At 39.1% G+C, this 14,299-nt stretch carries 13 protein-coding genes and 1 riboswitch; of the genes, 1 reads left to right on the top strand and 12 read right to left on the bottom strand.

Translation table 11 applies throughout. From position 1 onward, the window contains the following. Positions 1 to 94: 94 nt before the first annotated feature. The 4 genes from QBE53_05205 to QBE53_05190 all read right to left on the bottom strand — a co-directional run bounded on the left by QBE53_05205 (position 95) and on the right by QBE53_05190 (position 4,927). Positions 95 to 1,831 (bottom strand): glycoside hydrolase family 13 protein, encoded by a 1,737-nt coding sequence (locus QBE53_05205; GenBank protein WZL82505.1) that lies wholly within the window; start codon positions 1,829 to 1,831, stop codon positions 95 to 97. 23 nt (positions 1,832 to 1,854) lie between these two features. Then, entirely contained in the window at positions 1,855 to 2,697 is an 843-nt protein-coding gene (locus QBE53_05200; protein ID WZL82504.1) for an ABC transporter permease subunit, read from the bottom strand. Continuing rightward, a complete protein-coding gene (locus QBE53_05195; protein ID WZL82503.1) occupies positions 2,690 to 3,592 on the bottom strand; it encodes a sugar ABC transporter permease in 903 nt (300 codons plus the stop codon). Before QBE53_05195 ends, QBE53_05200 begins: the two co-directional genes overlap by 8 nt. A 72-nt stretch (positions 3,593 to 3,664) precedes the next feature. Beyond that, a complete protein-coding gene (locus QBE53_05190) occupies positions 3,665 to 4,927 on the bottom strand; it encodes an extracellular solute-binding protein (protein ID WZL82502.1) in 1,263 nt (420 codons plus the stop codon). A 278-nt stretch (positions 4,928 to 5,205) separates the two neighbouring features. On the opposite strand from QBE53_05190, the gene QBE53_05185 reads away from it, so the two are divergent. Next, positions 5,206 to 6,228 (top strand): LacI family DNA-binding transcriptional regulator, encoded by a 1,023-nt coding sequence (locus tag QBE53_05185; GenBank protein WZL82501.1) that lies wholly within the window; start codon positions 5,206 to 5,208, stop codon positions 6,226 to 6,228. A gap of 98 nt (positions 6,229 to 6,326) precedes the next feature. Here the strand turns inward: QBE53_05185 and QBE53_05180 are convergent, their stop codons facing one another. The 8 genes from QBE53_05180 to QBE53_05145 form a co-directional block, all read right to left on the bottom strand. Beyond that, a complete protein-coding gene (locus tag QBE53_05180; protein ID WZL82500.1) occupies positions 6,327 to 7,916 on the bottom strand; it encodes a family 20 glycosylhydrolase in 1,590 nt (529 codons plus the stop codon). 61 nt (positions 7,917 to 7,977) lie between these two features. Then, complete coding sequence (gene thiC / locus QBE53_05175; protein ID WZL82499.1) at positions 7,978 to 9,279, bottom strand: phosphomethylpyrimidine synthase ThiC; 1,302 nt, start codon at positions 9,277 to 9,279, stop codon at positions 7,978 to 7,980. A 12-nt stretch (positions 9,280 to 9,291) separates the two neighbouring features. Then, complete coding sequence (gene thiE / locus QBE53_05170; protein WZL82498.1) at positions 9,292 to 10,674, bottom strand: thiamine phosphate synthase; 1,383 nt, start codon at positions 10,672 to 10,674, stop codon at positions 9,292 to 9,294. A 1-nt stretch (position 10,675) separates the two neighbouring features. Next, the gene (gene thiD, locus QBE53_05165; protein ID WZL82497.1) at positions 10,676 to 11,443 is read right to left on the bottom strand and encodes a bifunctional hydroxymethylpyrimidine kinase/phosphomethylpyrimidine kinase; all 768 of its coding nucleotides are present in this window, start codon (positions 11,441 to 11,443) and stop codon (positions 10,676 to 10,678) included. After that, positions 11,440 to 11,940 carry an energy coupling factor transporter S component ThiW gene (gene thiW / locus QBE53_05160; GenBank protein WZL82496.1) on the bottom strand — a complete coding sequence of 167 codons (501 nt, stop codon included), beginning with the start codon at positions 11,938 to 11,940 and terminating at the stop codon, positions 11,440 to 11,442. The genes thiD and thiW overlap by 4 nt, the downstream gene beginning before the upstream one ends. 108 nt (positions 11,941 to 12,048) lie before the next feature. Continuing rightward, positions 12,049 to 12,156: riboswitch (TPP riboswitch) on the bottom strand. A gap of 60 nt (positions 12,157 to 12,216) precedes the next feature. Continuing rightward, positions 12,217 to 12,594 (bottom strand): hypothetical protein, encoded by a 378-nt coding sequence (locus QBE53_05155; protein ID WZL82495.1) that lies wholly within the window; start codon positions 12,592 to 12,594, stop codon positions 12,217 to 12,219. A gap of 2 nt (positions 12,595 to 12,596) precedes the next feature. After that, the gene (locus tag QBE53_05150) at positions 12,597 to 13,001 is read right to left on the bottom strand and encodes a hypothetical protein (GenBank protein ID WZL82494.1); all 405 of its coding nucleotides are present in this window, start codon (positions 12,999 to 13,001) and stop codon (positions 12,597 to 12,599) included. Between the two features lie 18 nt (positions 13,002 to 13,019). After that, positions 13,020 to 14,207 carry a cation:proton antiporter gene (locus QBE53_05145; protein WZL83267.1) on the bottom strand — a complete coding sequence of 396 codons (1,188 nt, stop codon included), beginning with the start codon at positions 14,205 to 14,207 and terminating at the stop codon, positions 13,020 to 13,022. Positions 14,208 to 14,299: the final 92 nt, after the last annotated feature.

Genomic DNA, 14,299 nt, shown 5'->3' with positions numbered 1-14,299 from the left:
ATCCGCTAGTCTGTTATTCATTCATCAGTTATTCTACACATTATATTATAAATAGCAGGCGCCTTCTTGTCAAATAGTGTTTTGATAAAACAACTCAGCACGCTTTGCTAACTATGGCAAATCCCCAGGGTTCAACCACTTTCCCTTCTGCATCACTTGCCAAATCCACCGTATAACATGCATTCCCAACACATTGTTCAATAGGGATATATTCTTCGCTGCGATTAAGCACTACATATGTTTCTTCATCAGCAAAGCATCGCTTAAAAACATACACTCCACTATTTTGTTTTGCCATAACTGTTCTATATTCTCCGTATTTTAAGGTATCTTTGCTTCGTCTTAACTTAATGATATCCTGATAAAATTTATATATCTTTATACCTTCTTGACTTTTCCAACACATAGGTTTTCTATATTCATGTTCTTGTATTCCAACCAAACCTTTCTCATCCCCATAAAAAACCATAGGGACACCTAAGAATGTCATCTGGAAGATTACCGACAATTTTAATCGATGCATATCCTCTTGGCATATCGATAAAAATCTCGGCACATCATGGCTATCCAGCAAGTTTAACTGCCCATGTGCTATACGCTTATTATAGCGCATTATCATTGCTGTCACCCTGCCATCAAATTGATAGCTATCTAGTGCATCAACGGCAAAAAAATCGCGGCAATTTTTACGCATGTCATAGTTCATTGAAGAGTCAAATTGGTCTCCCATAAGCCAATGTTGGGCTGATTCCCACACTTCCCCTATGATAAAACACTCCGGATTAATTGCTTTGACCACCTTTCGAAATGCACGCCAGAATGCATCATCAACTTCACTCGCCACATCCAACCGCCATCCATCAATTCCATAATCTTGGGTCCAGTATTTGCATACATCTAAAAAATATTCCATAACTTCTGCATTAGAGGTATTCATTTTTGGCATTTTACGCTCATATGCAAAACAATCATATGTCGGTATATCTTCTTGATTATCCGGATACTCCACAGGAAACTTCAATCCATAAAACCACTCTTTGTAGCGAGATGCTTCACCTTTTTTTAACACATCCTCAAAAGCAAAGAAATTCCACCCGCAGTGATTAAACACTCCATCAATAATTACTTTTATACCTTCATCATGACAAGCATCAACTAATTCTTTAAAGTCTTCGTTACTGCCAAAACACGGATCAATGTTATAGTAATCAATTACATCATATTTGTGCCACTCTCCAGCCACAAAAATCGGATTCATATAAATACAATTAACACCTAAATCCTTAAAATACGGTATGTTTTCTTTTATGCCTTTTAGCGTTCCACCCCGCATACTATATGTCGTATGGTGCAAAAAATCGGCTTGACCTTTTTGATTACTGATATATCCTTTAGCTGTAGCAAAACTATCCGGAAATATATTATAAACGACCGCATCTTGCACCCACGACGGAATTGTAGCTATATCCTCACGTCGATTAAAAGGCAACTGATAAAACTCCGAGCGTTCTACAGGCAAGGTGCTCATGAACATATCATAATAGTAGTACACACTTTTTTCACCATCATTTAACTCAAAATAGTAGCAAATTCGCGTATATGGCGAACGAAGGACCACTTCATAGTAATCATATAACTGATCTTGCGCGACGACAGTCATAGTTTCGCAACTAAAAACCACCGGATTGACCCGACATGCTCTATCTCCATAATATAACTTGCAACTTTTTATATCTCCCCTTGCCGCTCGTAGTCTAAACACAACATTCTCTTCATCCATGCCATGAGCATAATTCGAGAGGGGTATATGCAATACCGCTTCATAATTCATCTAGTAATCCTCCTCTATTAATATCATCCTTTGACGCCACCTGCTGTAAGTCCCGAAACCATATTTCTCTGTATCATCAAAAAAATAATAAGTATAGGAATAGTTGTCAACAACGATGCCGCAGAAAAAACAGGCCAGTTACGTGTATATTGGGTTGCTTGAAGCGCATATAATCCGGCAGCCAAGGTATACTTCTGCGCTCCCGTCATAAACGTAACTGCAAATATGTACTCATTCCATACAAAAATAATGATCATCACCGCTGTAACAATTATTGATGGTTTGGCTAATGGCAAAATCAACTTTGTCACTAGTTGAAAATCGTTTGCACCATCTATTTTCCCTGCCTCCTCAATCTCTATAGGAATCGTATCAAAATACCCTTTCATATTCCAAAGACCAAATATCGCCATCGTTCCAACATATATCAAGATTAATCCAAGATAAGAATTCACCAACTTGATTGGCATCAATATACGATATATGGCAAACATAGATAAAATTGACGGAAAGGCATTTAACAAAATCAATATATACAAAATCGTTTTTCTTCCAATAAATCTAAATCGAGAGAACGCATAAGCCGCTGGAATAGCTACAGCTAAAGATAACGTAACCGTTGCACTAACTAATATTAATGTATTTTTTAACCACAAAAGATAGGGTTCATTAAATATAACCGCCTTATAATTGTCCAATGTAAACGTCTTGGGAATAAAAGAAAATGATCCACTCAATATATTATTTGTTCCACTTAGGGACACAGACAAAGTATAAAGAATAGGTATAAGGCACAGCGAACAGGCTACAACAAAAAACAGATTAAGTAAGCCCAACTTGACTTTAAGCTTTGTTCTTCTACGCATCTACATCTCCTCCTTTTTTTCCACCTCGAATAGCCAATGAAAATATAATCAAAATCATAAAGATAATGATGGATATGGCTGAACTGTATCCATAATTGTTAGTAACAAAAGCTTTTTCATATGTATATGTAATGACTGTATGAATATCCGCTCCCGTCTTCGAACCTTGCTGTTGTGTTAGCAGATAGATAATATCAAACTGTTTAAACGTAGTAAACATAGTAATGATAACCGCCGGCGCTATGATGGGCTTTAACAAAGGAAGCGTTATTTGCCTTACTTGAACAAAATATCCCGCACCTTCGATAGTTGCACTCTCATAGTATGTTTTATCAATACTTTGCAGCGCTCCATCAATAATCATAATCATAAACGGTAACGCCAGCCACAAATTAACCACAACCGAAGACCCAAAGGCTATATGGTCGCTATTTAGCCAATGCACATCCGAAAACCCTAAACGATTTAACCAGTTGTTTAACAACCCAAATTCTGTATTAAACATTCCCATTTTCCACAAAAGAATCGATATATATCCAGGCATCGCCCATGGAAACATAAGTATCGTCTTATACATTCCCTTTAATTTAAGACCTTCTACATTTAACAAGCTCGCAATCAAAAAAGCAATAATCATCTGCAACATCATATTGACTGCCGTCCATACAATCGTTCGACCAAATGCTGCGAGAAATCCTGTATCTAGCACAAAAAGCGCCTTCTTATAATTTTGAAACCCGATAATATGAAAATCAAACCAATGATACACATTCATATTCGTTAAAGAAATATATCCTGTATAAAGAATGGGAAAGACAATCATTAAACCTATAAATATCAACCCAGGCAAAGAATATATATATGGAATGAATTTTTTATAACCTCTTTTTTTCATCTTGTGCACCTGCCTTAACGTCACTTCTTCTCAAGTTATTATACAGAAGAAGGGGACTCCCCCTTCTGTCGTCTATTTCATGGCTTCAATCTGTTCCAACGCCTTTTTCTGCGCTTCATCTGAAGCAATGACCGGATCTTTATCCCCTTTGTTTACACTGGACAACAAGTTCTCAGTTATCGCCCACATAACATCCATTTCCGGCACATTAGGCATTGGAACAGCTGTTGCAGAAGCTTCTTTAAGCGTCATCACAATTTCATTATTCTTAACAGCATCATCGTCGTAGCATTTGTTGTTAACAGGTGCTGAACCAATGGTTTTTGCCAAATTGATACCTATATCCGGCTTCGATAGTTGCTCAAGTACTTTCGTCACTGCTTCCTTTTTGTTTTCCGCCTCTTTTAACACACAAATACCCTGAATACCGGCAAAGGGACTAATCGCTTTTGATGTTGCATTTACAATAGGCATAGGAGCTATCCCTATATCAATACCATTTTCAACAAGATCCGGAATTAACCATGGTCCGCCAATAGTTGAATGCGCGCGCCCTTCTTTAAACAGTGTCGTCATTGTATTGTAGTCACCATCTATTGGCATATAGTTCACAAACTGTTTATGATATTTAATAGCATCTTTGGTTTCTTGGCGATCAAGCCCCGGTTGCGCCTTGTCATTAATAATAAAACCATCATACGCATGAATCCATCCTACAGAAAAATAAGCAGTACTATGTTGTTCAACAAATCCATAGTTTCCATCTATTGTATTTGCCTCCATGTACAAAAGCAACTCATCTGTTGTTGTCGGAACTTCTTGCATCAATTCTTTGTTGTACATAAACAACAATGACTCAAAATAAATAGGCAATTGATAGATTTGCTCTTTATATGTAGCCGCATCGACTGTCATTGGAATAAAATCGTCAAATGTTGACGCCGGAATAAAATTAGTAATCGGTGACAAAATTCCCATCTCAGCATATATCCCAATCTTATCATGCGCAAAAAAATACATATCAGGAGCACTACTCGGGTCATTTCCAACCAGTTTTAAAGCTTCTGTCAATTTATCTTTTCTTTCAACAGATACAATAATCTCCGGAGCCAACTTATCTAGTTCTTTTTGTAGCTCTTGGGCGATGGCTTCTTGCGTTTCATACCATATTATAATATTTGTTGGCTCTTGAACTTCCTGCACCGTATTTCCAGAAGCACTTTCATCTTCTGAATCCACAGTCACATCTTGATTTTCCCCATTTGTTTTGCCACAACCCGCTACAACGCTTAAACACAGTGCAGCAATTAGTAAGACAGACAACATTTTTTTCATACGAATTCCTCCTATTTTTTAAATTGCATACGTTTTAATGAAACCTTTTCATTTCCTCATTCCGATAACATAGCATAACTTACAATTTTTTACCAACTAAGGAAAGCGCTTTCCCTTTATTCTTGGAACATAAATAGACTTTAATTGGTAAATTTACCCCAATTATACCTTTATATATTATCAAAGTCAACAAAATCACTATATTTACCTTGACTTTTTTAGGAAAACGTTGTACTATTTTGGTATAACACTTTCCCAATACAGAAAGGACTAACCATATGGCAACCATAAAAGATGTAGCACGAGAAGCCGGAGTATCTATCTCTACAGTATCTAAAATTATTAATAAATCTTCACCTATATCTAACGCTACAACAGAGAAGGTTGAAGCTGTCATGAAAAAATTACACTATTACCCCAATACAAGAGCAAGGAATTTTGCTCGACAGACAACAAAGAACATCATCTATATGATGAAAATCGAAAAAAACGTAGCTTTTACGAATCCTCACTCTTTTGAAATTATGTGCGGAATACAAGAAGCACTCTCAAAAAAAGATTATAATCTTACACTTGTAAATTCCAATTCTGAAGAAGACATCGCTAAGTTTATTGATAAAATAATCTATCAAAAAAGTGCTGACGGCATTATCATTCACGCCTCAGCCTTTGACCCTACCATAGAAAACGTTATAACAACCTCTAATTTCCCCCATGTGCTTATAGGCAAACCTGATTATAATAGCGCCTTATGCTGGGTTGATATCAACAATTATTTATCTGGAGAAATCACAGCAAAACACGTTATCGAGTTGGGCTACAAAAAGATTGCCTTTATCGGCGGGACACCGGATGACCAAATATCAGCCCATCGTTTAGAAGGCGCCAGAACGATTATTAACCGAAGTCATAGTTCCCTGCTACATAACAAGCACACGGATTCTTCTAAAAAAATGAGTTATGAAGTAATGGACCAAATATTAAACGAATCACCATTACCTGACACCGTAATTTGCGCCAATAACAACATCGCTCTTGGCGTAGTTGATGCAATAAAACACAATAATTTTCAAATACCGGATGATATTTCAGTAATTACATTTGACGATTATCCTTATTCACGCATTACCGAACCTATGTTATCCGTAGTCAATATCGACGTGTTTGATATGGGTTGCCAAGCAGCTAAGACTTTACTTAGAAAAATAAAAAATCCAAATCTACAGGTTCAGTCGTATTCCACCCTCCCCCTCTTAATCGAAAGAGGGTCTACTGTAAAATCAAAAAAGACAGATGTATAACCTATGTTTTAGCCAAAAAAAGCGGAATCTTCAATCCTTTACGAATAAAGGTATGGAGATTCCACTTTTTTTACGACCAACTTTATATTAACTTCCTTTTAATGAAACGCTTGTTTGTCCGCTTCTTTTGAACGTTGCTGACGTTTGAGCATGTCCCATGACATTATCGAGACAAAGCGTTTTAACATCGCCAACCGTTGCATCACTGAACATGATTCCCACCGCACCTGTTCAAAGCGCCCTACATCCCATTGGGCAAACAAAGGCATCAAACACTTCAATCTCTTTTTAAAGGATGGGTAGTCTAAACGTTTTTTTGCCGTCCACGCATTTTCTGCAAATGCAAACATTCGCGGAAACATTAAGCGATTCAGCACTTCCTTAGAGCCCACAAACTCGGTCCATAAGGCACATTCTTTTCCATAAAGTCCTCTTTTTTGATTGGAGGTTTTTCTAGCGTCAAATTTTGTCGCATAGGTATACACTTTTTTCATCGGTGTCATAACATTCGAATAATCAAAGTAAAAATGGAAAAAATCCGAATCAATAACCTGATATCGCCGTTCATAATGCTTGGCGTTAACATCTAATGCATGGGTATCCATCCAAAATTGGCAGATAACATCCCCACGCAACTGGGCACCTTTGAGCATATCATTCCACACAATCGCCGTCTTACCTTTGGTATTAAGATAATCAATCATACGCTGCATAAAGTGCAGTTGCATCCCATAACCGTTTTTAATATTATGTTGATTGGCATAGGCACGACATTTTTCACATGCCATCCAACGAACTTTTGGCACTTCATCTCCACCAATATGCACTTTATCATAGGGAAACAACTCAACAATCTCATCAAACACTTGATATACAAACTTCCATGCTGACTTATTCCCTATGCATAGTACATCTTCCGCAATAATTGATCCCCTAGGATAGTCAAATGCTTTAGGCTCACATGCTAGTTCAGGATAGGATACCAATGCCGATAAGACATGACCCGGGACATCAATTTCCGGAATGACTTCTATCATACGTTCTCGACAGTATTCAACAACTTCTTTTATCTCGGCTTTGGAGTAGATACCTTTGGTTAAGTACTTTCCGCGGCAAATCGCATCTTTTGCATCTTCTGCATCTTGTGTCTCTAGTTTGTTATCCGCATACAATCGTGGAAAAGCATCCATGGCTATTCGCCACCCATGATCATCACTTAGGTGCCAATGCAGATGATTAATCTTTAAGCGAGAGGCAATATCCACCAAGCGCTTGACTTCCTCAACGGGTATAAAGCGCCGACTCACATCTAGATGCATCCCTCTATAGGCAACATCCGGGCAATCTACAATTTTGCCCTGTCGTACGCGGTCTTTGCCAAAGCTATATTGAATCCATGACATCAGACCATAAAATATCCCGTTTTTTGTTGATGCGCTTATTTGGATCCTATCTGTTTCCACATGAAGTATATATGCTTCACTTTTAAGGTTTGCCACTTTTTTATATTCCAAGGTGACCCCTTGCTTTTCATCCTTTATGTCGGCAAAATCCAGCTCTTTTTTAAGATAATGCTCTGTCACCGAACGCAATTCATAAAACTCACCACAGTCAATGGATAGTTTCCTGCGTAGATTGCAAAAACCTTTTTTAAATTCTATTTTTTGCGGCCTAGGTATTATAGACATTATTATCTCCTCCTCATCAGTAACTGTACAGATAATCTTCTATAAGTATAGCCTATCCACTTTATTTTTTCAACGCTTCGTGGACATTACGAATAGCACACATCTTGCCACACATGGAACATGTCGTCTCATCTTCCAATTCTGCATTTTCTCGATAAGCACGCGCTTTTGTCGGATCAATTGCCAATTCAAACATTTGTTGCCAATCTAAATCCACTCGCGCCTGACTCATCTTGTTATCCCATTGTCGGGCTTTTGGCACTTTTTTTGCAATGTCTGCTGCATGAGCTGCAATCTTTGTCGCAATAATCCCTTCCTTCATATCATCCACTGTCGGTAGACGAAGATGTTCTGCCGGAGTTACATAGCACAAAAAGTCCGCTCCTGCCGATGCTGCTATCGCTCCTCCAATTGCACCGGTAATATGATCATATCCCGGAGCAATATCCGTAACCAAAGGTCCAAGTACATAGAACGGCGCTCCATGACAGAGTTTTTTCTCTAATAAGACATTCGCTTCAATCTCGTCCATGGACATATGCCCAGGTCCTTCAATAATAACCTGTACATCCTTTTCCCATGCTCGGCGTGTCAATTCTCCTAGCATAATCAATTCATGGATTTGGCTGGCATCTGTTGAATCTGCCAGTCCTCCCGGACGACATGCATCACCAAGACTAAGCGTAATATCAAACTCTGCACATATATCAAGCAACTCATCAAAACGCTCATAATAAGGGTTCTCATGACCTGTTAAGCGCATCCATGCAAACATAAGAGAACCGCCACGTGATACAAGATTCATCATCCGTGGATTTTTGATAAATGTATCTGCTGCCGCTTTGTTCATTCCCGCATGAATAGTAACAAAATCCACACCATCTTCACCATGTTTTCGAACCATGCCTAAAAAATCATCCGGTTTAACATCTTTCAACTCTTTTTCATAAAATCCAAATACATCATATACTGGAACGGTTCCAATCATAGCACCGGATATATCAATAAGATCTTTTCTAAAGGCTTCTGTTTTACCATAATTACTCAAATCCATGATGGCTTCAACCCCCATGTCAAGGGCTACACGTACTTTTTCAAGTTCCATCTCCATATCATTACAATCTTTGGATATACCTAGGTTAACATTCATTTTTGTACGCAGACCTTCTCCTACCCCTTCCGGATTTAAGGACAGGTGGTTACGGTTAGCCGGAATTGCAATCGTTCCTTTTGCCACGCGTTCACGAATCACCTCAACATCTATGTTTTCTTTTTGTGCAACGATTTTCATTGCCTCTGTGATGATTCCTTGCTTTGCTGCATTCATTTGTGTTGTATATTCTTGTGTTGTATTTACTTGCATCTTCTTTTCCTCCTAAAATAGTTGTTGAAATGCATTAATCACATTAAAAATATTTTCTGTGTTTTCTTTATATACTGCAGAAACCATAGCCACTCCATCTAAAAGTTCTGTATATTGGGAGCTTAATTTTTCTTGTGTGACGCCACCAATCCCATATAAGGGTAGGGGTACATGAGCATGTATCTCCTCTAAGGTATGTAGATTCATAGCCAGAGCATCCGGTTTGGTTGGTGATGGAAACAAAGCGCCTACACCTAGATAGCTTGCACCCTGTTCCATTGCCCTGCATGCTTGTTCTACTGTTTTTGCCGTTGCTCCAATAACGGCTAAAGGTCCTAACATTTGTCTTGCCCGAGCAACCGAACAGTCGTTACGCCCTAGATGAATCCCATTCGCACCAATGGTTTTTGCCAACTCCAAATCATCATTAATAATAAATGTAACTCCATGGTCTCTTGCTAACTTTTGCAACTGCCGACTTTCAAAAAGTTTTTCTTCCCATGACTTATGTTTGACCCGATATTGCAGCATGGTCACCCCTGCTTCAATCGCTTTTTTTGTTTTTGGAAGGCATTCTTTAGAAAAAGCATCTGCATCTTTTGCCTCCGTTGTAATTAAATATATGGGTCCTTGACGTTTTGCAACGTGATCAAGCAAATGCACTTTGTAGTTTCCTAAAGCTCTTTGGTCTTTAATAGATGCAGCTGCCATCATACTGCTTCGTTTCATACATACAAGTCCTTTTTTTATAACATAATGGTCGTCAGTTTTCGTCTCCGGATTCAGACGGTGTCGACACAGTTTTGTCATCAAAAGACTCCCAAGCATACATCCTGAACCTGTGATGTATCGCTGCTGCACCGCCCCTCCCTCAACACACTCGCATCCATATTGAGATACGATGACATCGGTAGAGCCTGTGATAACGACAACAAGTCCTAAGTGGAGTTTTGCATATTTTTCCCATAGGCGCTTTGCCCATTCTTGGACAGTATCCAAATTGGCCTGTTCACTATCCACTCCAAAAAAATTCGCATTGACCTGCTCTTGAACCAATGCTTTTGCCTCATTGTAATTACACTTAAGAACCGTCACACCCCCACGATTTAATAAATCTAGACAACGCTTTAACCGAAAAGTACTCCCACTGCATCCAACGGGATCAAATAAAATCGGTTTGTCATTGGTCACAGCTATACGATGTGCATGAACTATTTTTTCCCACCGTGCACTATCTGCCGTTCCAGTATTAAGGACAAGCCCATCCATACGGGGAATAATCTCTGCAAATTCTTCAACAGCCTCCGCCATCATCGGCGATCCCCCACAGGCAATGCACATATTAGCAACATCATTCATTGTGACAGCATTGGTTAAAAAGTGAACGCGTGGCATCTTATATTCCAAGGATGTTCACCGTCCCTTCACCTTGACCGATTTTATACCCATCACGAATAGCCGCGTAGACTTTCTTCTTAGCATTTTTAATAGCCTCTGCCAAGACCAGCCCTGAAGCCATCTCGCAGGCAATCGCCGTCGATAGGCAACACCCTGTTCCATGAGTACATGTGCTTATAAGTCGATCTTGGGTATAGGTTTGTACACTTTTTCCATCACAGAAAAAATCAATCGCCTTGTCTTCTAAGAAGAAGTGTCCACCTTTGAGTAAGACCGAGGTACCAAACATCTCATACAAGGCGTTACAGGCTTTTTCCATTGCTTCATAGGTCACGATTTTTTCACCCAGCAACAGGCTTGCTTCATCGCAATTTGGTGTAATCAACGTTACTTGTCTCATCAGTTTTTTCATTAAATCTATCCCATCCGTTTCGATTAACTGCTGTCCTGTTGACGAACAAAGAACAGGATCAAGAATGATCGGACAGGTCTGCGCCTTTGTCCAGTCAATAACTTGGCGCATGTTATGTTTGGTATAAAGCATACCTATTTTGATTGCAGCTAATGTAAAATCTTCCTCAATGCTAAGCAGCTGTTCTTCCACCTGAATCGGTTGAATATGGCGCACCCTTCGGGTATTTTGTGCCGTCACTGCTGTTATGGCACTCAATCCATGAAGACCATAAGATGCAATCGTTTTTATGTCCCCTTGGATCCCTGCACCGGCGCAAGAGTCAGAACCTGCGATGGTTAGAATACTTTTCATATTTTTTCCTTCCATCCTCTCGTGACTTTTAGCAAATCTGTGACCTCAAACAGTAGCAGTGAGAAAATACTTCCAACAAAGGTACTGATACCAAATGGAATCACAAAAAAGAACAATCCGACGGGATTTCCCATAACGTGGGATGCAATAAAACCTGCAACCACACCACCAATAAGAGCCGTCCCGATAAATTCTCCAAGGCAGGCTAATCGATGATGGGAATACAAACGATAAAACACACCTGCAAGCAGGGCGCCAAACATACTTCCCGGAAAGGCCAGCAGGGATCCCATCCCCAGCATATTACGGATAAGGGATATCAAAAATGCATTAATAACCGCATACCCAGGTCCCAACAAGACCGCACCGAGCACATTGATAAAATGCTGCACCGGAAAGCACTTAGATACACCAAAAGGAATGTAAAATGTACTAAGGACAACGCCTAGTGCAATCAATAGTCCTGAAATTGACAGTTTCAATGATACGTTTTTCATTCTTACCTCCATCATTACAATCATTTGGCGATTCGAATTATGCAGTTTTTTTTAAGGGGTTTAAACAAAGAAAAAGCTATTATACATGTTTAACCTGTATAATAGCCTTATATTTGACTTAAGCTTTCCTACGTCGGCATGATCCGAATCAGGTCAAGGGTCAAAGACAATTGGTCTTTATCTCAGCCGGCATTTCCGGCCCCCCTAGCGTTCTTATGAAATTCATTGTAACACGCATAAAGCGTAACATAAAGTTTTATCGTCGTCAAGAAATTTCTATTCGTCCCACGTAAAAGAAGTATATTCATTGAGCGCACTACCTTCAACAAAGGTAAGCATCGGAATCGTAAACATAATTCCAACATTCGGTTTTTTTAGATCTTGCCCTAAAATTTCTTGAATCTTATCCATGGCTTTTTCTACTAAGACATCATCGGTCACTGTAGAAATAATCGTCTTTTTATACCGTGTTTTTTCACTGATAGCAATAAGGGAAGATTCCAAAAACGGCTTATAGTCTGAATAGCTGTTTTGCAATGAATTGGTCCCCATGGAATCAATCACTACAGATCCTTTTATTCCCATATTGGATAACGCTTTAAGTATGGCTTTTAATCGACGCGTCTCGCTTAGTACGGTAACCATAACATACATACTTATTCCTCCTCATGAAGTTGTTGTTCTCGGCGTTTTCGATCCCTGCTTTCAATATGTCTTTCCAATTCACCACCACGCATATGTGTCACTGGCAAAACAAACATCATACCAAGACGGGGCTTTTTAAGATCGCCTCCAAGCAATGTCTGTATTTCTTTCATCGCATTTTGCACTTGCTCTTCTCGCTCAATCAGTGAAAAAATAACTCGACTTGCCTTGGACTGACGTTCAACTGTATTAACAATACTTGCCAGAAAAGAATCTGTCTGCAACTCATTTTCCACAACATTACGTGACCCCATACTTTCAAGTACTGTGGCTCCACGTAAACCGACCTCACGCATTTTTGTAATAATGTCTGATAAATACTCAATCTCATTTAATACAATAAAAAGCACATACATCTGTTTTTCACTCTCCTATCACGAATTTACTTTCGCATCCATACCGCCAGCTTCTCCTGATTTTATTATAGCATACCGCGTAGACAACGGTCCGACAATTTCGGTAATGACTGTTGTTGCGAGTAATACTGTAATAATCAACGTACCTGCCTCGGTACCGGCGAACTCGTGACTGATGACAATCGCTAATCCGACAGCTACCCCAATCTGAGATAATAACCCAAAACCGATATATTTTTTTACTACTGGATCTGCTTTTGCAATTGTTGCTCCAAAAGATGCTCCTGCAATTTTACCAAACATTCTTGCAATTGTATAGACCAATCCGATAAGTCCTACTTGCGCCAACAATCCAATCTGTAATCTAGCACCTGCCAACACGAAAAAGGCAGTGTAGATTGGGGCCGTAATTGACTCAATCACTGAGAATGCTTTTGTTTTATTTGAACTTAGGTTTGTCACCATAATTCCTAGTGTCATGTTACAAAGCAATGCTGATAGATTAAGAATTGTGGCTAACCCAAGAGTAATCATAATCGCTGCAAGTACAACAGCTAGAACCTCTCTCGAATAACTTACCCAGTGCAATATAATAACAAGCAACCCACCAATTACTGCTCCAAGTAAAATTGATGCACCTATTTCAATGAGCGGTTTAACCAATACATGGGACCATTCAATCGTTCCTGTATGTTTGATCATCACTTTTGCAACTGATGATGCAACCGCATAGATCATCAAACATATGGCATCATCGATCGCTACAACAGCAACTAGACTCTCTGAAAGCGGTCCCTTTGCTCGAAGCTCGTTAATAACCATAAGTGTTGCTGCAGGCGCTGTAGCTGATGCAACGGCACCAAGAAGCAACGCTGTTTCAAAGGGTAGTTTCATCAACATCATAGCAATCGTTACGATGATGAATGCTAAAAAACCCTCAAAGAAAGCAATGATAAAGACTTTTGCTCCAATCTTCTTTAGACTGCTTTTTAGCAATTCACCGCCGATGGTAAATGCAATTAGCGCAAGTGCCATATCACTAATCAAACTGGTTTTTTCAACAAATGCTTCGCTGAAAATCCCTAAAAATGATTGCCCTAAAATTAATCCTGCAATAATGTATCCGGCAACCGAGGGTACATTAAGTTTGTTAATAAGTTTTCCGATAAAATAACCGGCAATAATCGCAATGCCTATTCCTGTCATTTCATTCAATTGTTTCGCCTCCATTTTTACCTATTTTTTTCAACCCAGACCTCATTATACGCCTTTCGTTGAATTTGCACAATCGATTCCCG

It is taken from the genome of Vallitaleaceae bacterium 9-2 (genome assembly GCA_038396585.1).
GTDB lineage: Bacteria > Bacillota > Clostridia > Lachnospirales > Vallitaleaceae > UBA1351.
Note: the sequence above shows the minus strand (reverse complement) of the source record. Positions and strands in the feature narration are given on the sequence as shown.